Source organism: Bradyrhizobium sp. ORS 285, assembly GCF_900176205.1.
Classification (GTDB): Bacteria; Pseudomonadota; Alphaproteobacteria; order Rhizobiales; family Xanthobacteraceae; genus Bradyrhizobium.
Map to the genome: position 1 here is coordinate 213,818 of NZ_LT859959.1, position 22,031 is coordinate 235,848.

Annotated in this window: 16 protein-coding genes; 6 read left to right on the plus strand and 10 right to left on the minus strand. The window is 65.7% G+C overall.

Annotated features, from left to right (window positions below):
- Positions 1-52: 52 nt before the first annotated feature.
- Positions 53-1,846: a potassium/proton antiporter gene (locus BRAD285_RS00965; RefSeq protein WP_006612984.1), complete on the plus strand. Its 1,794-nt coding sequence runs from the start codon at positions 53-55 to the stop codon at positions 1,844-1,846.
- Between the two features lie 380 nt (positions 1,847-2,226).
- On the opposite strand, the gene BRAD285_RS00970 is transcribed toward BRAD285_RS00965, so the two are convergent.
- Entirely contained in the window at positions 2,227-2,742 is a 516-nt protein-coding gene (locus BRAD285_RS00970) for a hypothetical protein (RefSeq protein ID WP_035647121.1), read from the minus strand.
- A 526-nt stretch (positions 2,743-3,268) separates the two neighbouring features.
- The gene (mepA, locus tag BRAD285_RS00980; RefSeq protein WP_006612980.1) at positions 3,269-4,210 is read right to left on the minus strand and encodes a penicillin-insensitive murein endopeptidase; all 942 of its coding nucleotides are present in this window, start codon (positions 4,208-4,210) and stop codon (positions 3,269-3,271) included.
- Between the two features lie 409 nt (positions 4,211-4,619).
- On the opposite strand from mepA, the gene BRAD285_RS00985 reads away from it, so the two are divergent.
- A complete protein-coding gene (locus tag BRAD285_RS00985; protein WP_006612979.1) occupies positions 4,620-6,848 on the plus strand; it encodes a bifunctional diguanylate cyclase/phosphodiesterase in 2,229 nt (742 codons plus the stop codon).
- A 225-nt stretch (positions 6,849-7,073) separates the two neighbouring features.
- On the opposite strand, the gene ftrA is transcribed toward BRAD285_RS00985, so the two are convergent.
- Complete coding sequence (gene ftrA / locus BRAD285_RS00990) at positions 7,074-8,060, minus strand: transcriptional regulator FtrA (RefSeq protein WP_006612978.1); 987 nt, start codon at positions 8,058-8,060, stop codon at positions 7,074-7,076.
- A 99-nt stretch (positions 8,061-8,159) separates the two neighbouring features.
- Between ftrA and BRAD285_RS00995 the strand changes: the two genes are divergently transcribed.
- A complete protein-coding gene (locus BRAD285_RS00995) occupies positions 8,160-8,558 on the plus strand; it encodes a rhodanese-like domain-containing protein (protein ID WP_035647119.1) in 399 nt (132 codons plus the stop codon).
- 183 nt (positions 8,559-8,741) lie between these two features.
- On the opposite strand, the gene BRAD285_RS01000 is transcribed toward BRAD285_RS00995, so the two are convergent.
- Together BRAD285_RS01000 and lepA are read right to left on the minus strand one after the other, a co-directional pair.
- Positions 8,742-10,709 (minus strand): methyl-accepting chemotaxis protein, encoded by a 1,968-nt coding sequence (locus BRAD285_RS01000; protein WP_035647117.1) that lies wholly within the window; start codon positions 10,707-10,709, stop codon positions 8,742-8,744.
- A 151-nt stretch (positions 10,710-10,860) separates the two neighbouring features.
- Positions 10,861-12,672: a translation elongation factor 4 gene (gene lepA, locus BRAD285_RS01005; RefSeq protein ID WP_035647114.1), complete on the minus strand. Its 1,812-nt coding sequence runs from the start codon at positions 12,670-12,672 to the stop codon at positions 10,861-10,863.
- 116 nt (positions 12,673-12,788) lie between these two features.
- Between lepA and BRAD285_RS01010 the strand changes: the two genes are divergently transcribed.
- Positions 12,789-14,393, plus strand: coding sequence for a glycosyltransferase family 39 protein (locus tag BRAD285_RS01010; protein ID WP_006612974.1), 1,605 nt, complete (start codon positions 12,789-12,791; stop codon positions 14,391-14,393).
- A gap of 222 nt (positions 14,394-14,615) precedes the next feature.
- Here the strand turns inward: BRAD285_RS01010 and BRAD285_RS01015 are convergent, their stop codons facing one another.
- The 5 genes from BRAD285_RS01015 to BRAD285_RS01035 all read right to left on the minus strand — a co-directional run bounded on the left by BRAD285_RS01015 (position 14,616) and on the right by BRAD285_RS01035 (position 18,724).
- Complete coding sequence (locus tag BRAD285_RS01015; protein WP_006611445.1) at positions 14,616-14,945, minus strand: HPr family phosphocarrier protein; 330 nt, start codon at positions 14,943-14,945, stop codon at positions 14,616-14,618.
- Positions 14,942-15,343 (minus strand): PTS sugar transporter subunit IIA, encoded by a 402-nt coding sequence (locus tag BRAD285_RS01020; protein WP_006611446.1) that lies wholly within the window; start codon positions 15,341-15,343, stop codon positions 14,942-14,944. Before BRAD285_RS01020 ends, BRAD285_RS01015 begins: the two co-directional genes overlap by 4 nt.
- Before the next feature lie 204 nt (positions 15,344-15,547).
- Positions 15,548-16,000 (minus strand): HPr kinase/phosphorylase, encoded by a 453-nt coding sequence (locus tag BRAD285_RS01025; protein WP_006611447.1) that lies wholly within the window; start codon positions 15,998-16,000, stop codon positions 15,548-15,550.
- The gene (locus BRAD285_RS01030; protein ID WP_006611448.1) at positions 15,997-17,805 is read right to left on the minus strand and encodes a sensor histidine kinase; all 1,809 of its coding nucleotides are present in this window, start codon (positions 17,803-17,805) and stop codon (positions 15,997-15,999) included. The genes BRAD285_RS01025 and BRAD285_RS01030 overlap by 4 nt, the downstream gene beginning before the upstream one ends.
- Positions 17,806-18,022: 217 nt before the next feature.
- The gene (locus BRAD285_RS01035; protein WP_006611449.1) at positions 18,023-18,724 is read right to left on the minus strand and encodes a response regulator transcription factor; all 702 of its coding nucleotides are present in this window, start codon (positions 18,722-18,724) and stop codon (positions 18,023-18,025) included.
- 217 nt (positions 18,725-18,941) lie between these two features.
- On the opposite strand from BRAD285_RS01035, the gene BRAD285_RS01040 reads away from it, so the two are divergent.
- Both BRAD285_RS01040 and BRAD285_RS01045 read left to right on the plus strand, forming a co-directional pair.
- A complete protein-coding gene (locus tag BRAD285_RS01040; RefSeq protein WP_006611450.1) occupies positions 18,942-19,670 on the plus strand; it encodes a HugZ family protein in 729 nt (242 codons plus the stop codon).
- Positions 19,671-20,326: 656 nt separating this feature from the next.
- Positions 20,327-21,940, plus strand: a complete 1,614-nt coding sequence (locus BRAD285_RS01045; RefSeq protein ID WP_006611451.1) for a phosphoenolpyruvate carboxykinase — start codon at positions 20,327-20,329, stop codon at positions 21,938-21,940.
- Positions 21,941-22,031: the final 91 nt, after the last annotated feature.

The window sequence follows — 22,031 nt, forward strand, 5'->3', positions numbered from 1 at the left end:
GCAAGTGTGGCGACGATAAGGATGTAAAAGTCGGATCCATCAACGTTTTTTCATGACATCCCTCGACGCCGTCAGCATTGCCATCCTCCTTGGCGCGATCCTGGTCATGGCCGGGATCCTTTCCAGCCTGCTGGCGCTGCGCTTCGGTGCGCCGCTGCTGCTGGTGTTCCTGGTGATCGGCATGCTGGCGGGTGATTCCGGGCCTGGTCATATCGAATTTCAGGACGTCCGCACCACCTATCTGGTCGGCTCGGTCGCCTTGGCGCTGATCCTGTTCGACGGCGGCCTGCGCACGCGCTTCCAGAGCATCCGCACCGTGCTGGCGCCCTCGATGGTGCTTGCGACCGCAGGCGTGCTCCTGACCGCGTTCATCACCGCACCGGTCGCGAAATATACCCTGGACCTCGGCTGGACCGAGGCGATGCTGGTCGGCGCGGTCATCGCCTCGACCGACGCGGCGGCGGTGTTCCTGCTGGTGCATGCGCAGGGTCTGCGCCTGCGGCCGCGCGTCGGCGCGACGCTTGAGGCTGAATCCGGCAGCAACGATCCGTTCGCCGTCTTCCTCACGCTGATGCTGGTCGAGCTGATCTCGGTCGGCCATGGCAGCGTCGGGCATTTCGTGTTCGAACTGGTTCGCGAAGCCGTGCTCGGCACGCTGTTCGGCATCGTCGGTGGCAGGCTGGTGGTGATCGGCCTCAACAAGGTCGCGCTGCCGCAGGGCCTGCATGCGCCGTTCGTGACCACGGCGGCACTGGTCATCTTCGGCGCGGCGCAGATCGCGCATGGCTCCGGGTTCCTCGCGGTCTATCTCGCCGGCCTCATCGTCGGCAACCGGCCGACCCGCGCGCATAACTCCGTTGTCACCTTCCTCGATGCCGCGACCTGGCTCGCCCAGATCGTGATGTTCGTGCTGCTCGGCCTGCTGGTGTCGCCGCAGCGGCTGCTCGACAGCCTCCTGCCTGCGATCGCGGTCGCGCTGGTGCTGATGCTGGTGGCGCGCCCTGTGGCCGTGTTCCTCTGTCTGCGTCCATTCCGCTTCAATTGGCGCGAAAAGGCGTTCATCGCCTGGACCGGACTGCGCGGCGCCGTCGCGATCTTCCTCGCCTCGATCCCGATGCTGGTCGGCCTGTCCAACGCCTATCTGTATTTCGACGTCGCCTTCGTCGTCGTCATCATCTCGCTCTTGGCACAGGGCTGGACGCTCGGCGTCGCCGCGCGCAAGCTTCACGTCGCTTTGCCGCGCACCGATCGCGGCCCGCGCCGCATCGAGCTCGATCTGCCCGGCCAGCTCGAGCAGCAGCTGGTCGGCTATGCGATCCGCCCCAAGAGCCTGTATTTTCGCCGCGGGCTGATTCCATCCTGGTCGAAGCCGACGCTTGTCATCCGCAACGAGCAGATCCTGTCGCCGATCGAGGCCGAGCCGATCGCGCCGGGCGACTATCTGTATCTGCTGGCGCCGCCGGAAAAGGCCGAGTCGCTCGACCGCTTCTTCGTCGACATGCCGCCCTCGGCCGCGCCCGATCCGCATCTGCTCGGCGACTTCATGGTCTCGGCCGAGCACACGCTCGACGAGGTCGCCGGCATCTATGGCGTCAAGCTCGGCGAAGGCGAGGACAAGCTGACGCTCGCCGATTATTTCGACATCCACCTCGATAATGCACCGAAGGAAGGCTCCACCGTCGCGCTCGACACCATCGTGCTGGTGGCGCGGTCGATCTCCGGCGGCCGCGTCAACGTCGTCGGCCTGCGCCTGCCGGAGGACGAAGAGGAGCAGCCGGTGCTGACGCGCAAGCAGCAAGTCAGGCGCAAGCTCGCGGATGTCTGGTCGTCGGTGGCGGGGGTGTGAGGGCGGCTTGCTCTCCGCGAAGCCGGTGCGACCTCTCCCCGCTCTTTGCGGGGAGAGGTCGGATTGCGCAGCAATCCGGGTGAGGGGCATGGCACATTAACAAGCCCGGATCGCAGTCTGTCGGACGGGTGGGGTGGCTCCGAGCGACCAGGCAATGTTCGGCCACAATCAGCACTGCCCGTGCGGCTGCCCCTCACCTCGACCCTCTCCCCGTGAAGAACGGGGAGAGGGAGCGCCGAGACCGCCCGTATATGAACCGGCAGCCTCTCCGAGGTGCGCTCTTGCCGTCTCCACCGCTGTCATGCTCCGCGAAAGCGGAGCATCCAGTCTTCCGCGGCGGAAGATATTGAACCGAGACGCCACGTCGTGCTGCATCGGGTTCACTCCGCCGGCAGTATCGCGACCGCGATCGTTGCTTCCGGTGCGCCGCTGATTTGCAGCGTGAAGGGCTGTGCGGCCAGCTCGTATTTCACGGTCTTGCGGATGCCGTCGCAATCGGTGGCGCCGCTGAAGGCGATCGGCTTGAGGATCCTGCCGTCCTGCACGAGGTCGATCCAGGCCGCTGCCGAAAGGCTGACGGTGTAGACGCCCGCCTTGGGCGCAGCCGTCAGGCGCGTGACGCCGGCGAAGCTGCCGTCTTTCGGCGCGCGTTCCGGCGGGGTCGGCAGCTTCGCCTCTGCAAGCGGGCGCAATGTGAGCAGCACGCCGGAGGCGGGCAGCGCTGCGAGATCGCTACCCGAGTCGAGCTTTTGTCGGTCGCTCGCGGTGAGCGCCGCGCGCTCCCGCGCAATGTCCCATTTGAATTTGTCGCAGCCGCTGGGCTCGGCGGCGTACGCGGTCGAGTTGGCGGCGAGGGTGAGGAGGAGGGCAGTCGCGGCGGGACGGATCAGGATCATGACGGACTCGCAAAAGTTGGACCGCGCAGCCACGCGCGGAGTCTCAGTGCCGGAAGAGTAGGAGGGGGCGGGACCGTCATCCCATCGACGGTCGCGCTTACGGCGCGACCGGCAACGATCCTAATGCGATCGTCATTTGAGCGCGACTCCTAATCGAGCCGTTGACCGGCCTGTCAGCGCCACTCCGCGACGATCCTGTCGGCCCAAAGGGCCCTCAACGAACGGCGCTCGGGTGCCCTCCGTGCAAAGGCGCTGTTCAAAACAACCTCTTTCGTCGGCGGCGTCTGTTCACCGCAAGCTCTGCCAGGGCTTGGATGATCATCGCTCCCAAGCCTGCGGCACCCCAGCCCGCGCCCTCGAGCCATCCCATGCCGATCCCAGCCCCCACGATCGCCCCGCCCGCGACGAAAATCGGGGCCAGGATCACGAGCAGGAGAGTGTCGCCTCGCGTCCATGATGTTGGCGTCATGGATACGAGAGTAGTACGACAAGCGGCACACCATAAAGTTTGGCGAGTAACACCAGGTCAATTCTTGGCGTCCGGCGCGTGCAGCACGGCGCGGCAGCTCGGCGGCAGTTGCGCCATCGTGATCGGCTGCGGCGGCTTGGGCGGCTCCTTCGGCGGCGGCGGATGCAGCACCGCGTCTGAGAACCAGTAGTCGAGGTCGTCGCAACCGTCGCCGCCCTCCTGGTCGGTCTGGCCGTGGCAGTCGGGATTGCCGGGCGGGCAGACCATGCGGATGTGGAAGTGATAGTCGTGGCCCCACCACGGCCGCACCTTGGTCAGCCAGCTGCGGTCGCCCTTGGTCTCGCGGCAAAGCGCCTTCTTGATCGCGGCGTTGACGAAGATGCGCTGCACCGAAGGCTCCTTCGCGGCGGCGCGGATCACGGCGAGATGCCCCTTGGTGAACACGCGCGGATCGACGTCGAGGCGATCGGGGCGCACCATCATGACAGCCGACATCTCCTCGCGCTCGTTGCGCGACAGCCGGTGCTCGGGCATCGGCGTCAGCCAGATGTCGGCGTCGAGCCCGATCTGGTGACTGGCATGGCCGCTGAGCGCCGGGCCGCCGCGCGGCTGGCCGATGTCGCCGACCAGGATTCCGGGCCAGCCGGCATCCTTGCGGGCATGATCCGCGAGGCGCTTCAGCAGCGCGATCATGTTGGGGTGGCCAAAATTGCGGTTGCGCGACAGCCGCATCACCTGCCAGTCCTCGCCATTGATCGGCATCCGCTCGGCGCCCGCGATGCAGCCGCGGTTGTAGGTGCCGATCACCTTGGTCGGCTGCGCCGAGGGCAGGATCCTGCGGGCGAACAGCTCCTTGGCCGGCGTGCTCGGATCGTCCGGGTTGGCGAGCGGCGGCAAGGCCTTGGGCTCGACGCTGCCCTTGTCCTGGCCGAGAACGGGCGTGGCCACGGCCAGTGCGATCGTGGCCAGAGCGGCGGGCAGAATCAGGCGGGCGTGCATATCGTGAGTGTAGCGGCTGCCCACCGGCAGGAAAGAGCAGGGCTGGTCACATCCCATCCAGCATTTGTGATGTGGGAAACCCCCAGTGTTAATGCTTGCGTAACCCTGCTCTGGATTTGGGGAACCCATTCCAACACGGCTCAATTGCCTGAGTTCGTTCGGTAGGTGGACCAATTTGGAGCGACAAATACACGGAATACGTGTCATTTCAGCCGTGCGGCAACCAAGGTCACTAACCGGCAGTTGTGCCGCGCCTGCGCGGGATGCCGACGACAACCGGCTATTCGCGCGACACGCGAGTGTATGTCGTATTTCACGTAACCTTTAGCTGTCGCGCCTCCGCATCGAGATACCATTTTTTCAGACACTTGGCTGAAAACTGCCTCCGAGAAGGAGAGTGAGGCAGGCGATGCGGCCCCTTCGGCCAAACAAAGCAAAGAAGCTCAATCGCGTGCCCCGCGCCCGTGATTCGATCCGCCCGGTCAGACCTGCCCCGAAGCTGGGTCGGCACAACCAGGGCGCGACCGACACCGTCGCCGAGGTGGCGAGCACCCAGGTCGAGGCGGAAGCTGCGATCGCGGAGGCGAAGAAGGCGCATGACCGGCTGGTCGAGGCAATCGACCTGCTGCCGGAGGGCATCGTCTTTCTCGATTCCGACGGCCGCTACATTCTCTGGAACAAGAAATACGCCGAGATCTACCATCGCAGCTCCGACCTGTTCGCCTCCGGCGCGCGGCTGCAGGACACGATCCGCATCGGCGTGGCGCGCGGCGAGTATCCGGAAGCCGCCGGGCGTGAGGAGGAATGGATCGCCGAGCGGCTGGAGAAACTATTCCACCCGAGCGGACGCCACGAGCAGAAGCTCTCGGATGGCCGCACCATCCTGATCGAGGAGCGCCTCACCGGAGACGGCGGGATCGTCGGCCTGCGCGTCGACATCACCGAATTGAAGCAGCGCGAGGAATCGTTTCGGCTGCTGTTCGACGGCAACCCGGTGCCGATGATCGTCTGTGCCCGGGACAACGGCCGTGTGCTCGGCGTCAACGCCGCCGCGGTTCAGCATTACGGCTATAGCCGCACCGCCTTCGAACGGCTCAGCATCCGTAACCTGCAGGCCTATGAGAGCGAGACGCCCTGGGCCGGCGAGGAGCAGTCGAGCGAGGAGAAGGCGGCGCGTACCTGGAAGCATGTCCGCGCCGACGGCACGCTGATCGACCTCGCGATCTATCTGCGCCATCTCGTCCACAACGAGCAGCCGGCCGTGCTGCTGGCGCTGATGGACATCACCGAACGCAAGCGCGCCGAGGCGCGGCTCGCCTTCCTCGCGCAGCATGATGCGCTGACAGGCCTGCCGAGCCGCAATTTGCTGCGCCAGCAGATCGACGACAAGCTGATCCAGAGGCGGCGCGGCTCGGAGAAGATCGCCGTGCTGGTGCTCGGTCTCGATCATTTCAAGTCGATCAACGACACGCTCGGCCACGCCGTGGGCGACCGGCTGTTGCGTGGCGTCGGCAAGCGGCTGCGCTCGATCCTGCGCCAGGAGGACATCGTGGCGCGGCTGAACTCCGACGAGTTCGCGATCGTGCAGGGCGGCCTGGCGCGCCCCGAGGACGCCGCCCAGCTCTGTCGCCGGCTGCTGCAGGCGATCGCCGATCCCTATCTGATCGACGGCAGCTCGGTGACGATCGGCGCGACGATCGGCATTGCGATGGCGCCGAACGATGGCGACGACGCCGAAAAGCTGCTCAAGAATGCCGACATGGCGCTGTCGCGTGCCAAGACCGAGACGCGCGGCTCATTCAGCTATTTCGAATCGGGGATGGATGCGCGGGCGCAGAGCCGGCGCAAGATTGAGACTGAATTACGCGACGCGATCCAGCGCGACGTGCTGCAGCCGCACTACCAGCCGCTGATCGATCTCGTGACCGGGCGCATCACCGGCTTCGAGGCGCTGGTGCGCTGGCCGCATCCGGAGCGCGGCATGATCCCGCCGTCCGAGTTCATCCCCATCGCCGAGGAGACCGGCCTGATCTCGGGCCTCGGCCGCTCGATGCTCCGCCAGGCCTGCAGCGACGCCGCGAAATGGCCGGATGAGGTGCGTGTCGCCGTCAACATGTCGCCGCTGCAATTCCGCGTCGGCAACGTGCTGTCGCTGGTGATGGATGCGCTCAAGCAGTCCGGCCTGCCGGCGAGCCGGCTCGAGCTCGAGATCACCGAGACCCTGGTGCTGGAGAAGAGCGGCCAGGTGCTCGCGACCTTGCATGCGCTGCGCGCGCTCGGCGTGCGTATCTCGATGGATGATTTCGGCACCGGCTATTCCAGCCTGAGCTATCTGCGCAGCTTTCCGTTCGACAAGATCAAGGTCGATCAGTCCTTCATCCGCGATCTCGCCGCCAACCGCGAGGCCCAGGCGATCGTCCGCTCGATCGTCAGCCTCGGCAAGGGCCTCGGCGTGACCATCACGGCCGAAGGCGTCGAGACCGAAGCCGAGCTGCGCTGCCTGCGCTCCGAAGGTTGCCACGAGGCGCAGGGCTATCTGTTCAGCCGTCCCCGGCCGAACGCCGAGATCGTCGGCCTGCTCCAGGCCCAGCGCGATGCCGCAGACGGCGCGCCATCGGGCAAGGCGATGGTGGCCTGAACTACGAGATAGCTCATCAAACTCCGAGGCGATCAACAGGCGTCGCAGCCGCCCCCACCTCTCCCGAAGGGAGAGGTCGGATTGCATCGTCAGATGCAATCCGGGTGAGGGGATCAGGTGCGACTGGCCGTGCGGATAGACCCCCTCACCCGGCGCTTCGCGCCGACCTCTCCCCGTTGGGGAGAGGTGGCGATCGCGGCTGGCGGTCACTTCAACCGATACGCCTCAACCTTGTGCTCTGAACCGCGCGCGATAGGCGGCAGGCGACGTGCCGATGCTGCGGCGGAAGGCGACGCGGAAGGTTTCGAGTGACTGGTAGCCGCATTGCGCCGAGATGTCGGCGAGCGGCAGTGTGGCGTCTTCGAGGAGCTCGCGCGCCCGTGCCATGCGCTCCTGCTGCAGCCACGCCGCAGGGCCCGATCCCGTGGCCTCGTTGAACCGCCTGAGGAAGGTGCGCTCGCTCATCCGCGCGCGCTTGGCCATGGCGCTGATTGCGATCGGCTGCGACAGCCGCGCGCGCGCCCAGTCCATGACGTCGCCGATTGTTCGTCCCGGGCGCGCCTGGATCGGCGCGACGACATATTGCGCCTGGCCGCCGTCGCGGTGCGGCGGCATCACCAGCCGGCGCGCCACGCTGTTGGCGACCTTGCTGCCGAAGTCGCGGCGGACGAGATGCAGGCAGGCATCGATGCCCGCGGCGCTTCCGGCCGAGGTGATGACATTGCCCTCGTCGACATAGAGCGTGTCGTCCTCGATCCGGATGTTGGGATAGAGCCGCTTCAAATCGGGCATGTGCCGCCAATGCGTGGTGGCGCGCTTGCCGTCGAGCAGGCCGGCAGCTGCGAGGACGAACACGCCCGAGCAGATCGAGAGGCAGCGCGCACCGCGCGCGGAGGCCTGCGCGATCGCCCGCAGCAGCCGCTCCGGCGGGCGCTCGTTGCGGTCGCGCCAGCCCGGCACGATGATGGTGCGGGCGTCCTTCAGACGCGCGAGCGGGGCATCGGCTTCGACGACGACGCCGCCGATCGCGCGCGCCCGACGGCTCTCGGCCGAGACGACCTTGAACTGATACCAGGGGAAATCGAACTCCGGCCGCGGCAGTCCGAACACTTCGACGGCGATGCCGAACTCGAACGTGCACAGCCCGTCATAGGTGATGACGGCGACGAGGCCGGGATCCGGATCACGGCGTTTGGCGGCGGTGCGTGACATTGGCGGAAACTTACCGGACTTTGTCGGATCCGTCACTTGGGATGCCGGTCGTCGTGCGCGAGATTGGATCTGCTCACGCAACGTCGCAGGAGAGAGATCATGACGACCTATGTCACCGAAGTGCCGGCCGCTCAGTCAGCGCAGGCGCTGGCGCATTTCGAGGCGATGCTCGCCTATGAGACCGATTGCTGGGACGTGCATGAAAGCCTGCGCACCGCTGATCCGGACTTCATCCTGGTGGACGTCCGCGGCCCGGCCTCGTTCGCCAAGGGACACATCGACGGCGCCGTCAACATTCCGCACCGGACCATGACGGCCGAGCGGATGGCTGCGTATCCGGCGGGCACGGTCTTCGTGGTCTACTGCGCCGGCCCGCATTGCAACGGCGCCAACCGCGCTGCCATCCGCCTCGCCCGGCTCGGTCTGCCGGTGAAGATGATGATCGGCGGCATCACTGGTTGGCTCGACGAGGGCTTTGCGCTGACGCCCGGCGATTGATTTTTGGGAGCCCGGCTCTCGCGCCAACATTCGGTGTCGTCCCGGCGAACGCCGGGACCCATACCGCGGAAGCTATCGAGGGACGGGGCTGGCAGTTGCCTGCCTCACGCCAGCCGGTGGCTATGGGTCCCGGCTCGGAGGCCGGGACGACACCGAATTTGTGGCGGGCAGTGTTGGCTCTCACTATGCCGCCTGCCGTAGCCCCGCGAGGAACGTGTCCACACTCTTGAACAGGTCGTTGGCGCGCTTGCCGAGGTCGCGCGTGGCGACCATGACGTGATCGGCGAGTTGGCGCGACTGTTCGGCGGCGTCGCTGGCGCCAACCACGTTCTTCGACACCTCGGTGGTGCCGGACGCTGCCTGCTGGACGCTGCGCGCGATCTCGCGCGTCGCCGAGCCCTGTTGTTCGACGGCCGCGGCGATGGTCGCGGCGATGCCGCTGATTTCCTGGATCGTCGTGCTGATGCCGCCGATCGCGGTGACGCAGTCCGAGGTCGCGGCCTGGATCGAGGTGACCTGGCCGGCGATCTCCTCGGTCGCCTTGGCGGTCTGGCCGGCCAGCTCCTTGACCTCGGCGGCAACGACGGCGAAGCCGCGGCCGGCCTCGCCGGCGCGTGCCGCCTCGATCGTGGCGTTGAGCGCCAGCAGGTTGGTCTGGCTCGCGATCGCATCGATCAGGCGCAGCACGTCGCCGATCTTCTCGGCGGCCGCGGCGAGGCTGCTGACCATTTCCGTGGTCTGCCGCGCCTTGATGACGGCGCCATCGGCCACCTTGCTCGAATGCGCGACCTGGCGGCCGATCTCGGTGACGGAGGAGGCGAGCTCCTCGGAGGCGGCGGCGACCGTCGACACGCCACTCGATGCCTCCTCGGAGGCCGCCGCAGCCGCAGCCGTGCGCTGCGAGGTGCCGTTGACGCTGATCGTGATCTCCTCGACGACGCGCTCCATGTCGGCGGTCGCCTTGGCCACCGACGACACCACGCCCTTGACGTCGGCCTCGAAGCGGTCGGCCATCTGCCGCTGCAGCGCCTGCTTGTCGTGCTCGGCCTGAAGCTGGCTCGCCTCCTGCGCCTCGCGCAGGCTGCTGGTCTCGATCATGTTGCGGCGGAAGACGTCGACGGCCTGGGCCATGGTGCCGAGCTCGTCCTTGCGCTCGCCGCCGGGGATCGCGACATCGGTGTCACCGCTCGACAGCCGGTGCATCACGGCTGTGATCGCGACCAGCGGACGCGAGATGCCGCGCGCGACGAACAGCGCGACCGCGACCGCGAGCAGCAGGATCACGAGCGTGCCGAGGATCAGCTGCTGTTGTGCGCTGCTGGCGGCGGCTTGATAGGCGGTGGTGTCCTTGATCACCTCGAGCACGGCGATCGGGTCACCGGCGTAGTTCTTGATCTGGCCGACATAGACCGCGGCCGGCCGGCCGGCCAAGGTGGCGTCGCGCTGGATCGGCGCGCCCTTGAACACCGCCTGCACCTCATCGGTCGTGGCGACGACGTCGTCGCCGAACGTCGACGACAGCCGCTTCGGCTGGCCCTCGTTGATCCAGTACACCGCGAGATCGATGCCGAAGCGCTGCTTGGCGCGGTCGACGAACTCCTTGCCGAAGGCGGCACCGACATCGACGGTCGCGATCGCCTTGCCGTCGCGCATGATCGGCGTCATGCCGAAGATGCCGAGCGACAGCCGGCTCTGCTCGACGCCGGCGATCTGCTTGCCGGTCTGGTTGGCCTGCACCACCGTCAGGCGGCGCTTGGAGGTGTCGTCGCCGAACACCTTTGGCTCATGGACGCGATAGAAATTGGTGGCGGGCGGCGCCCACACGTTCACCAGCGGAATGCCCTGCGCCTTCAGCGAGGTCATGGCGCCGCCGAGCAGGGCGCCAAGCGCATCGCGATCCCCTTTGAGATAGGCGTCGGCGATCGGCGGCAGCGCCGCGAGCGTCGAGCTCACCGCGAGCGCCGCGCGGCCCTCATAGTCGATGCCGGCGGCCACGCTGTCGAATTGCAGCTTGAGCTGCTGCTCCAGCGCCAGACGGGTCAGCGCGCGCTGCTGGATCACGGAGAAGGTGCCGAGCACGGCGCAGGCGATGGCGACAGTGAGGGAGAGCGCGACGATGAGACGGGCGGAGATCGACCGGAGGCGGGACATTCGGGGCATTCCTTGCTTTGCAGCAAGGGTCCCAGAATACCATTAAGGAAGAGATACCGTAATTGTACGGAAGCGCTGGTTTTGCAGCGAAATCCGGACTTTCTTCAGCCTATCGTGCTGATGAAACCGCGAGGCGAGCCGCAGCCGCGCCTCAGCTGTCCACCTTGAGCGCGGCGATGAAGGCTTCCTGCGGGATGTCGACCTTGCCGAACTGCCGCATCTTTTTCTTGCCTTCCTTCTGCTTCTCCAGAAGCTTGCGCTTACGGGTGATGTCGCCGCCGTAGCACTTCGCGGTGACGTCCTTGCGCAGCGCGCGCACGGTCTCGCGGGCGATCACCTTGCCGCCGATCGCCGCCTGGATCGGGATCTGGAACATGTGCGGCGGGATCAAATCCTTCATCTTCTCGACCATCGCGCGTCCCCGGCCTTCGGCGCGGGTCCGGTGCACCAGCATCGACAGGGCGTCGACCGGCTCGTTGTTGACGAGGATCTGCATCTTCACGAGGTCGGCCGGCTTGTAGTCGGTCAGATGATAGTCGAACGAAGCATAGCCCTTGGAGACCGATTTCAGCCGGTCGTAGAAGTCGAACACGACCTCGTTGAGCGGCAGGTCGTATTTGACCATCGCGCGGGCGCCCACATAGGTGAGCTCCTTCTGATTGCCGCGGCGGTCCTGGCAGAGCTTGAGCACGCTGCCGAGATATTCGTCCGGCGTCAGGATGGTGGCCTCGATCCACGGCTCCTGGATCTCGGCGATCTTGACCACGTCCGGCATGTCGACCGGGTTGTGGATCTCGATCTCCTCGCCGTCGGTCAGCTTCATCTTGTAGATGACGGATGGCGCGGTCGCGATCAGGTTGAGATCGAACTCGCGGGAGAGCCGCTCCTGGATGATCTCCAGGTGCAACAGGCCGAGGAAGCCGCAGCGGAAGCCGAAGCCGAGCGCGGCTGACGTTTCCATCTCGAACGAGAAGCTGGCGTCGTTGAGCCGGAGCTTGCCCATCGCTGCGCGCAGCGTCTCGAAATCGTCGGCGTCGACCGGGAACAGGCCGCAGAACACCACCGGAATCGCCGGCTTGAAGCCCGGCAGCATCTCCGACACCGGCTTGCGGTCGTCGGTGATGGTGTCGCCGACGCGGGTGTCGGCCACTTCCTTGATCGCAGCGGTGATGAAGCCGACCTCGCCGGGGCCGAGCTCGTCGACCTGGGTCATCTTCGGCGTGAAGAAGCCGACGCGCTCGACGTCATAGGCCGCACCCGTGCCCATCATGCGGATGCGGCTACCCTTCTTCATGACGCCGTCGACGATGCGCACGAGAACGACGACGCCGAGATAGACGTCGTACCAGCTGTCGACCAGCAACGCCTTCAGGGTCGCGTCGCGGTCGCCCTTCGGCGGCGGCAGGCGGGTGACGATGGCTTCGAGCACGTCCGGAATGCCGAGGCCCGTCTTGGCCGAGATCATCACGGCGTCGGAGGCGTCGATGCCGATGACGTCCTCGATCTGCTGCTTGATCTTCTCCGGCTCGGCCGCCGGCAGGTCGATCTTGTTGAGGACCGGGACGATCTCGTGGTTGTTGTCGAGCGCCTGGTAGACGTTGGCGAGCGTCTGCGCCTCGACACCCTGGCTGGCGTCGACCACCAGCAGCGAGCCCTCGCAGGCGGCCAGCGACCGCGAGACTTCGTAAGCGAAGTCGACGTGGCCGGGCGTGTCCATCAGGTTGAAGATGTAATCCTTGCCGTCCTTGGCGCGGTATTGCAGGCGCACGGTTTGCGCCTTGATGGTGATGCCGCGCTCGCGCTCGATATCCATCGAATCGAGCACCTGCTCCTTGCCCGCCATCTCGCGGTCCGACAACCCGCCGGTCATCTGGATCAGGCGGTCGGCCAGCGTGGACTTTCCATGGTCGATATGGGCGACGATGGAGAAGTTGCGGATGTTGGGAATGGGGACGGTCGTCATGGGCCGCGCAAATAGCATCTCACGCCCCCAACCAGCAACCATATTGCTGAATTTCCAGGGCCTTTCTTCACGCCAAGCTGATTCCCCGAGCGCCCAAAACAGGCTACCGAGGGCGGATGTCGAGTACCTCTCTGCCGCATCAGGCGGTCCGCCCGCGCAATCGCTTGGGGCCGCAGCGTTTGGCCGCATGGCTGGTGGCGCGCGCCACCGCGCCCGCGACCTCTTTCTGGGTCGTGATCGGCTTCGTTCTCGTCCATGTGGTGCTGTGGACGGCGATCCTGACCAATCTGAAGGCGGCGCAGGACGTCCATATGGACGTTGCCGAGGCCTATGCCTGGGGCAGCCGCTTCCTGCTCGGCTATGGCAAGCATCCGCCCCTGTCGGGCTGGATCGCCGGTCTCTGGTTCTCGGTGTTTCCGGTCAAGGACTGGGCGACCTATGCGCTCGCGATGGCGATGGTGGGCTGCGGACTGGTCATCGTCTGGTTCGCGAGCCTGAAAGTGGTCGACCGCCGCCGGGCCTTCTTCGTCGTGGTCATGGTCGCGCTGTATCCGATCTTCAATTTCAAAGGATTCAAGTACAACGCCGATCTGGTCCAGCTCTTGACCCTGCCGCTGGTCGTGCTCGCCTATCTCAACGCCTTCGAGAAGCGCAGCGTCGTCTCCGGCATCTGGCTCGGCCTCGCCGGCGCGGCGGCGCTGATGACCAAATATTGGGTGCTGACCATGATCGGCGCCATCGGCCTCGCCGCGCTGCTGCATCCGGAGCGCATGCGCTTCCTGGCCTCGCCGGCGCCGTGGGTCGCGATCGCCACCATGCTCCTGGCGATGGTTCCGCACCTGGTGTGGCTGTGGCAGGTCCACTTCGTCCCGCTCACCTATGCCGGCGATGTCTATTCGCTGTCGGATCGCGGTCGCGCCGCCGGGCTCGTGCTCGGCTATGTCGGGCATAATCTCGCGCTGCTCGCTTTGCCGGTGGCCTTGGCCGCGCTGGTACTCGCCTGGCCGCCGCGCTTCGCCTTCCACAATTGGCGGCGTGGTCCCAATCCCGGCGTCAACCGCAGCCAGGCGCTCAATGTCTGGTGGGTGCAGGCGATCGTCGCGGTCGGGCCGCCGCTCGGCGGCCTCGCCTTCACGATCTACATGAAGACCGATTGGGGCATCTCGCTGTTCTTCCTGGTGCCGCTGGCGCTGGTGTCGATCCCGGCGCTGCGGCCGCGGCGGACCATGCTGCCGCGGCTCGCCGCGCTCTGGCTGGTGCTGTCGCTGCTGACGCTGGCCGCCTCGCCCTGGATCGCCCGGCGCGAGATGGCCGCCAACCCGAACGGCGTCACCGGCTATGGCGCGAGGTCGCAGCTGGCGCAGCAGCTGACCCAGGCCTGGCACGCCCGGTTCGGCTCGCCCTGGAAACATGCCGCCGGCTATTCCGAGATGGACACGCCGATGACGTTCTACAGCCCCGACCATCCGCGGCCGTTCACGGTGCCCTATACGGCGGAGGAGACCTGGGGCTCCGGCCTGAGCACGCTGGAGGACCTCAAGCGCGACGGCTTCATCGGCGTCTGCGACACCACCGACAACCGCATCGCGTCCTGCGAGGCCTGGATGGCCAAGGAGGCGCCCCACGCCGAGCCCCTGGTGATGACCACCCAGCGCTTCTTCCACGGCCTGGCGGGCCCTGCAATCGTGTGGAAGGTGTATATTCAAGGGCCGGGGAAGTAGCCGCGGGATACGTTTGAATAAAGGGTCGAGATGCTGCGCGGCGAACGGTGCGCTCCCTCGCCCCGTCCTTCACGGGGAGAGGGCTGGGGTGAGGGGCAGCCACGCCCACCGACCGTGCAGAGAGACCCCCTCACCCGGATTGCATCGTCCAATGCAATCCGACCTCTCAGCGCGAGCGAAGCTCGGCGCGGCCCCGCAAAGGGGGCGTGGTATAAGACACCGTCACACGCCTTCTTCGTGGAACTTGTCGTTCACGAGATCAGTGATCGCCTGCAGCGCGGCTTCGGCCTCGGGCCCCGTCGCCGACACCAGGATCTTGGTGCCCGGCGCCGCCGCCAGCATCATCAGGCCCATGATCGAGCGGCCGCCGACGGTCTCGCCGCCGCGCGTCACCCAGACCTCGGCCTGGAACTTCTCGACCATCTGCACGAATTTCGCGGAGGCCCGCGCATGCAGGCCGCGCTTGTTGGTGATCAGGAGCTCCCGCGACATCGCGTCGGCAGGCACGGCCGGCCCGGCGATATTGTCCTGCGGCGCGTCCTCGTCGCTCATTTGCCGGCAAGCACCCGGCTGGCGATGGTGACGTACTTCCGGCCCGCCTCCTGCGCCATGGCGATGGCGTCAGGCAGCGAGCGCTCCTCACGCACCTTGGCGAGCTTCACCAGCATGGGCAGGTTGATGCCGGCGAGCACTTCGACCTTGGGCCGGCTCATGCAGGAGATCGCAAGGTTCGACGGCGTGCCGCCGAACATGTCGGTGAGGATGGCGACGCCGTCGCCGGTGTCCACGCGGTTCACGGCTTCGATGATGTCGCTGCGACAGAGATCGGAATCATCGTCGGCGCCAATCGTGACCGCTTCAATTTGCTTTTGAGGACCCATGACGTGTTCGAGCGCCGCCCTGAACTCGTCGGCGAGGCGCCCATGGGTCACCAGTACCAGGCCAATCATCGGATACTCCTCGCGGGCGCCTTGGGTGCACCGCACGAACGCGCCACTTTGACCATCCGGAGCCCCCGCGCAAGAGGGCATATTCGCGATTCTCCCGGATTTAGAGGTAGGGGCGGGGGAGCTGGCGACGGTCTATCGGGTCGCGATAGTGGGGGTGATATGGTTACCAATTCGCTCCACACAATCGGCCGAAAGATTACCGTGTCATGAACTCTCGGTCGTGGTTAGCGCAGCCACAACCAGCGGCAGGGGCTCGTAACCCCTGCCGACCGGAATTCGCGGCAGCTCGATACCGTTTTCGCGCCAACGCAGCGCCTCCGGGGATGGCAGCCGCGCCGCATCCTCGGCCATCAAATCGACAATGAGACCAATCGGCGCCCCGGACACGTGGTCGCAGGAGCGGATGCCGAGGCCGCGAATCTCGATCAGGCCGGCCAGGGATGGGGCAGGACTGACCCATATTTCTCCGCCGCGTGTGGCGAGATGAACACGGTCGTCGCCGACCAGAACGGCCGGTGGGATCTGTCCCGCGCGTCCGGCGAGAATCAGATCGAAGGCGAGGCGCGATTTGCCGGAGCCCGAGGGGCCGCGGATCAGCACGGCGCGATCCCCGACCTTGACGGCGGAGGCATGGATGCTGGCCGTGGCGGCGCTCACGACGCCGGAAGCCGGACGATGAAGCGTGCACCCGCCACGGTCGGATTGCCGTCGGCGTCGACCGGGCCGGGCCGGTTCTCGGCCCAGATCCGCCCGCCATGGGCGTCGATGATCTGCTTGGAGATCGACAGGCCCAAACCGGAGTTCTGGCCAAAGCCCTGGTGCGGCCGGTCGGTGTAGAAGCGCTCGAAGATGCGCTGCAGGGCGTCCTCGCGGATGCCCGGACCGTCATCGTCGACGGTGATCTCGATTTCGGAACGAACGCGCCGGCAGGTGATGCGCACCTTGCCGCCGGCAGCCGAGAACGACTGCGCATTCGACAGCAGGTTCGAGATCACCTGGCCGAGCCGCGAATCATGGCCCGGCACCGAGAAGGTGTCGTTGACCCCGCGGCCTTCGAAGCGGACCTCGACGGCGACATCAGTGCCGTTTTTCTTGGTCTCATTGGCGACCGACGTCAGCGTGTTCAAGAGCCGGCGCAGGTCGACCAGCGTCATGTCCTGGCGCTGCAGCTCGGCATCGAGCCGGCTGGCGTCGGAAATGTCCGAGATCAGCCGGTCCAGCCGCTTCACGTCGTGCTCGATGACCGCAAGCAGGCGGGCGCGGCTGTTGTCGTTGCGCGCCAGCGGCAGCGTCTCGACCGCCGAGCGCAGCGAGGTCAGCGGGTTCTTCAACTCGTGGGCGACGTCGGCGGCGAACATCTCGATCGCCTCGATCCGGGCATAGAGCGCATCCGTCATGTCGCGCAACGCGCCGGAGAGATGGCCGATCTCGTCCCGGCGGCGGGTGAAGTCGGGGATCTCGACGCGGGTCTTGATGCGGCGGCGGACGCGCTCGGCGCTGTCGGCCAGCCGTCGCACGGGACCTGCGATGGTGCTGGCGAGCAAGAGCGAAAGCACGATCATGACCGCCGAGGCGACGCCGCCGACCTTCAGAATCGCGAGACGCTCGGCGGTGACCATCTGGTCGATGTCGTCGCCCTGTGTCGACAGCATCAAGGCGCCGTGGATGGTGCGCGAGCGCTGCACCGAGACCGCAACCGAGACGATGACCTCGCCGCGCGAGTTGACGCGGACCATGCTGCGCTTCTGGCCCTTCAGCGCGTCGGAGACTTCCTCGTAGCCGTTGCCGTTCTCCGGGCCGTATTCGCGGTACAGCGGCAGGTCGCCGCGATTGAGCCAGGTGCGCACCGAGATCAGCGCGCGCTCGACGAATCCCGGCTTCTCGCTCGACGGCGGCGGCAGGTCGAAGCGCAGCACGTTTTCGAGATTGCGGCTGTCGAGCAAGAGCCCGCCATTCGGATCATAGATCCGCGCCCGCGTCTTGGTCGGCGAGATCAGCGTGCGCAGCACCGGCGCGACGCGCTCGGGATTGATCGGGAAGTCGAGCGGTGAATATTCGTCGGGCGCGCCGTAGCTCTCGCCGGGCTTGAGATCGAGGAGGCGCTCGGGATCGATGGTGATGGTGTTGGTCTGCACGGTCGCGGAGGCCGCGATGGCGCCGGCGATGATTTCGGCCTGGACCAGCAGACTCTGCGCGCGCGCATCGATCAGGCCGGCGCGGAACTGCGAGAGATACAGAATGCTCGCAACCAGAGCGAGCAGGCCGGCGATGTTCAGCGAGACGATGCGCCGGGTCAGGCTTGAGAACGACAGCGCGAACAGGAACTGCCCGGCGCGGCGCAGCCAGCTCACCGGACGTTGCCAGCCGGAGACCTGCGGGGTCTCGTCGGCCATCTCGGCGGCAGTCAACGCCGCAGAATCGTCGGCGCTCAAGGCTTGGTCAGACTGCGTGCGATCGAGCAATGTGAGTGCTCCGATTCCGGAATTTTGCAAGCTCCGGATCTACAAGGGTCGTGCGGCGGTCTCGCGCGAGACCTCAATCTCAACTTGCCGCACCAATTCGCCGCAACAATGGCCCCGTTCCGGCATCTGCGCTTCAATATGTGCGCAGGCGTAGTCTATCCAATCCAGGCCGCGACGTCAGCGCGCAATTTCGCATGACGTCGCTTCGGGCAATGCTTCAGGTTTCCTTGAAGCGATAGCCGACGCCGTAGAGGGTCTCGATCATCTCGAACTCCTCGTCGACCATCTTGAACTTCTTGCGCAGCCGCTTGATGTGGCTGTCGATGGTGCGGTCGTCGACATAAACCTGGTCGTCATAGGCCGCGTCCATCAGCGCGTTGCGGCTCTTGACCACGCCCGGACGCTGCGCCAGCGCCTGCAGGATCAGGAATTCGGTGACCGTCAGCGTGACCGGCTCGTTCTTCCAGGTGCAGGTGTGCCGCTCCGGATCCATGCGGAGCAGGCCGCGGTCCAGCGCCTTGGCGTCGTTCTCCTTCGGCAGCGCCGTCGGATCCTTCGGCTGCGAGCGGCGCAGCACGGCCTTGACGCGCTCGACCAGCAGGCGCTGCGAGAACGGTTTGCGGATGAAGTCGTCGGCGCCCATCTTCAGGCCGAACAGCTCGTCGATCTCCTCGTCCTTGGAGGTCAGGAAGATCACCGGCAGGTCGGACTTCTGGCGCAGCCGCCGCAACGTCTCCATGCCGTCCATGCGCGGCATCTTGATGTCGAGGATGGCGAGGTCCGGCTGGCTGGTCCGGAAGCCGTCGAGGGCCGATGCGCCATCGGTGTAGGTCATGATCCGGTAACCCTCGGCCTCTAGCGCGATGGAGACGGATGTCAGAATGTTACGGTCGTCATCGACCAAGGCGATTGTGGGCATGAGCCTGCTTTCAGAGTCTGGTTACGCCGAGACTTCGAGAATCAAGATAAGGGCCGCGTATTTGGGCTTCGAACATGGTCAACGAGCAATGCAAGCTGGGCTGAAGTGTGACCGAGTTCCACAAATACCATGGCAAAGTCTTGTGCCGCGCCCAGGTTTGTGGCCCGTTTAGCCGAAAAAAGGCCTTCATTGCAACCGGATGGACGAGGGAAAGACGATGTCTGCGAGCTTTAACCCTAATCGCGTGACCCGCTCCCTGCTGCGCCGAAGCCGGCAAGGCGCTCTTGCGACGCTGATGCCGGATTCGGGCGATCCTTATTGTTCCCTCGTCAACGTCGCCACGGCCGCGGACGGCGCACCGATCATCCTGATCTCGCGATTAGCAGTGCATACGAAAAACGTTCTCGCCGATTCGCGCGTGTCGCTGATGCTCGATGAACGCGCGCCGGGCGATCCGCTCGAGGGTGCTCGGATCATGCTGTCAGGCAAGGCCGAACAGGCAACTGATGAGAACAGGGAAAGCTTGCGTCGCCGGTATCTCAATGCGCATCCCTCAGCGAGCGACTACGCCGATTTTGCCGACTTCTCGTTCTTTGTCATTCGCCTCGCGGCTACGCATCTCGTTGCAGGATTCGGTCGCATCGTCGATCTCAAGCCCGAGCAGTTTCTCACCGATGTGTCGGACGCTGCCGAGCTGCTGGCTGCGGAGCAGGGCGCCGTCGATCACATGAATGACGATCACCGCGACGCGCTCGGTCTCTATGCAACGAAGCTGTGCGGTGCCGAGCCGGCCGAGTGGCGTTGCAGCGGCTGTGATCCCGACGGGCTCGATCTGATGGCCGATGGCAAGACGTTGCGGCTCGATTTTCCCGAACGCGTCACCACGCCGGGAGGCCTGCGCAAGATGCTGGTGCGGCTGGTCGATGAGGCGCGGGCGAAGGAGTAAGTTAGTTCGAGTGAAGATCGATGGATCATTCATGAGGACAGCAGCGAACGCCGCGAACTCGCGGCAATGCTGCCAGTTAGTTACTCCGTCATGGCCGGGCTTGTCCCCGGCATCCACGTCGTTCTCGACATGCCGGTCGACGTGATGGCCGGGACAAGCCCGGCCATCACGACGCGGAAAGAGAAGAGCGCAAAACCTCGACGGTGATATGCGATGGCCCGGCCCCTCCGGAGGAGGGGTGATCGACCGCGGCGGCTGCGATGCGATCCGTTCCTAACGGACTTATGAGGTGCCGAAGCGACGAGCGTGCGCGCTCGTGTCCGGGAGGGTGGACCTTCATCTCGCAGCGCGGATCCTTCGTTTGGAGGCTGTTCGCACGGCTTAGCGAAACTGAAACGCGCTGATATATCTGCTGCGTTGCAGCATGCTCCGCGGCCGCGTTGGCTGCCATTCGGATGAGCATCGCGCGGCGAAATTTGAGCTACGTGCATCAGCTGTTAGCAATAACCAATTTGGCCGGATCGTCTTGGCAAGACCAGCGTTGATCAGTATTAGGTCGGCGACCGCGCCTCGGTACGGCGATGTAAACGGTAACGGTCACCGCATCCCGCGCCAATCTCGCGCGCAACCGATGCGGGCTCTCAGGAGGGATCTTCGTGCAAGAGACGGGTATTCGCAACGGTGCCTTCGGTGCCGACAAGTTCGGCTTAAAGAACCTCAAGCAGGTGCACTGGAATCTCGGCGCTCCCCAGCTCTATCAGTACTCGCTGGCGGCTGGCGAAGCGGTGCTGTCGGCCGACGGAGCGCTGTGCGCGGATACTGGCGAGTTCACCGGCCGCAGCCCGAAGGACAAGTTCACGGTCCGTGATGCGTCGACCGAGAAGATGTGGTGGGCCGGCAACCAGTCGATCACGGCCGAGCAGTTCGAGACGATCTATCAGGACTTCCTCAAGCACGCCGAAGGCAAGAGCCTGTTCGCGCAGGACCTGTATGGCGGCGCCGATCCGGCTTTCCGCATCAAGACGCGCGTCTTCACCGAGCTCGCCTGGCACTCGCTGTTCATCCGCACGCTGTTGATCCGCCCCGAGAAGATCGAGCTCGACACCTTCGTGCCGGAGCTCACCATCATCGACATGCCGAGCTTCCGCGCCGATCCGAAACGTCACGGCGTGCGTTCGCAGAACGTCGTGGCCATCGATTTCGCCCGCAAGATCGTCCTGATCGGCGGGTCTTATTATGCCGGCGAGATGAAGAAGAGCGTGTTCACGACGCTCAACTACTATCTGCCCGAGCGCGGCGTGATGCCGATGCACTGCTCGGCCAATGTCGGCCCGAACGGCGACACCGCGATCTTCTTCGGCCTGTCCGGCACCGGCAAGACTACGCTCTCGGCCGATCCGAACCGCACCTTGATCGGCGATGACGAGCATGGCTGGGGTCCGTCAGGCGTGTTCAATTTCGAGGGCGGCTGCTACGCCAAGTGCATCAAGCTCTCGCAGGAGGCTGAGCCGCAGATCTTCGCCGCGTCGACCCGCTTCGGCGCCGTGCTGGAGAACGTGGTGCTCGACGAGGACAGCCGCGTTCCCGATTTCGACGACGGCTCCAAGACCGAGAACACCCGCTCGGCCTATCCGCTCGACTATATCCCGAACGCCTCGCGCACCGGCCGCGCGCCGCATCCGAAGAACGTGGTGATGCTCGCCGCCGACGCCTTCGGCGTGCTGCCCCCGATCGCTAAGCTGTCGCCGGCGCAGGCGATGTATCACTTCCTGTCCGGCTACACGGCGAAGGTCGCCGGCACCGAGCGCGGCCTCGGCAACGAGCCGCAGCCGGAGTTCTCGACCTGTTTCGGCTCGCCGTTCCTGCCGCTCGATCCCTCCGTCTACGGCAACATGCTGCGCCAGCTGATCGCCGATCACAATGTCGACTGCTGGCTGGTCAATACCGGCTGGACCGGCGGCAAGTACGGCGTGGGCTCGCGCATGCCGATCAAGGTGACGCGCGCGCTGCTGACGGCGGCGCTCGACGGCTCGCTTCGCAATGTCGAATTCCGCACCGACAAATATTTCGGCTTCGCGGTCCCGACCGCATTGCCGGGCGTGCCGAGCGAGATCCTCGATCCGGTCAACACCTGGAAGGACAAGGCCGAGTTCGACAAGACCGCCCGCGCGCTGGTCGGCATGTTCCAGAAGAACTTCGCCAAGTTCGAAGCCCAGGTCGACGCCGACGTCCGCGCCGCCGCGCCGGACGTGAAGCTGGCGGCGGAGTAGGGCTCTGCAAGCTCAAGAGGTCAGCCGCTCTGCGGCTGCCCCTTTGTCTCTGCGCCAAGCGCGGATCAGCCGAGGGCGCGCCAAACTCACC

Excerpts from the sequence above, each read along its gene's own strand:
- BRAD285_RS00965 (WP_006612984.1), top strand. The coding sequence starts at position 53 with ATGACATCCCTCGACGCCGTCAGCATTGCCATCCTCCTTGGCGCGATC.
- BRAD285_RS00970 (WP_035647121.1), bottom strand. The coding sequence starts at position 2,742 with ATGATCCTGATCCGTCCCGCCGCGACTGCCCTCCTCCTCACCCTCGCC.
- mepA (WP_006612980.1), bottom strand. The coding sequence starts at position 4,210 with ATGCACGCCCGCCTGATTCTGCCCGCCGCTCTGGCCACGATCGCACTG.
- BRAD285_RS00985 (WP_006612979.1), top strand. The coding sequence starts at position 4,620 with ATGCGGCCCCTTCGGCCAAACAAAGCAAAGAAGCTCAATCGCGTGCCC.
- ftrA (WP_006612978.1), bottom strand. The coding sequence starts at position 8,060 with ATGTCACGCACCGCCGCCAAACGCCGTGATCCGGATCCCGGCCTCGTC.
- BRAD285_RS00995 (WP_035647119.1), top strand. The coding sequence starts at position 8,160 with ATGACGACCTATGTCACCGAAGTGCCGGCCGCTCAGTCAGCGCAGGCG.
- BRAD285_RS01000 (WP_035647117.1), bottom strand. The coding sequence starts at position 10,709 with ATGTCCCGCCTCCGGTCGATCTCCGCCCGTCTCATCGTCGCGCTCTCC.
- lepA (WP_035647114.1), bottom strand. The coding sequence starts at position 12,672 with ATGACGACCGTCCCCATTCCCAACATCCGCAACTTCTCCATCGTCGCC.
- BRAD285_RS01010 (WP_006612974.1), top strand. The coding sequence starts at position 12,789 with ATGTCGAGTACCTCTCTGCCGCATCAGGCGGTCCGCCCGCGCAATCGC.
- BRAD285_RS01015 (WP_006611445.1), bottom strand. The coding sequence starts at position 14,945 with ATGAGCGACGAGGACGCGCCGCAGGACAATATCGCCGGGCCGGCCGTG.
- BRAD285_RS01020 (WP_006611446.1), bottom strand. The coding sequence starts at position 15,343 with ATGATTGGCCTGGTACTGGTGACCCATGGGCGCCTCGCCGACGAGTTC.
- BRAD285_RS01035 (WP_006611449.1), bottom strand. The coding sequence starts at position 18,724 with ATGCCCACAATCGCCTTGGTCGATGACGACCGTAACATTCTGACATCC.
- BRAD285_RS01040 (WP_006611450.1), top strand. The coding sequence starts at position 18,942 with ATGTCTGCGAGCTTTAACCCTAATCGCGTGACCCGCTCCCTGCTGCGC.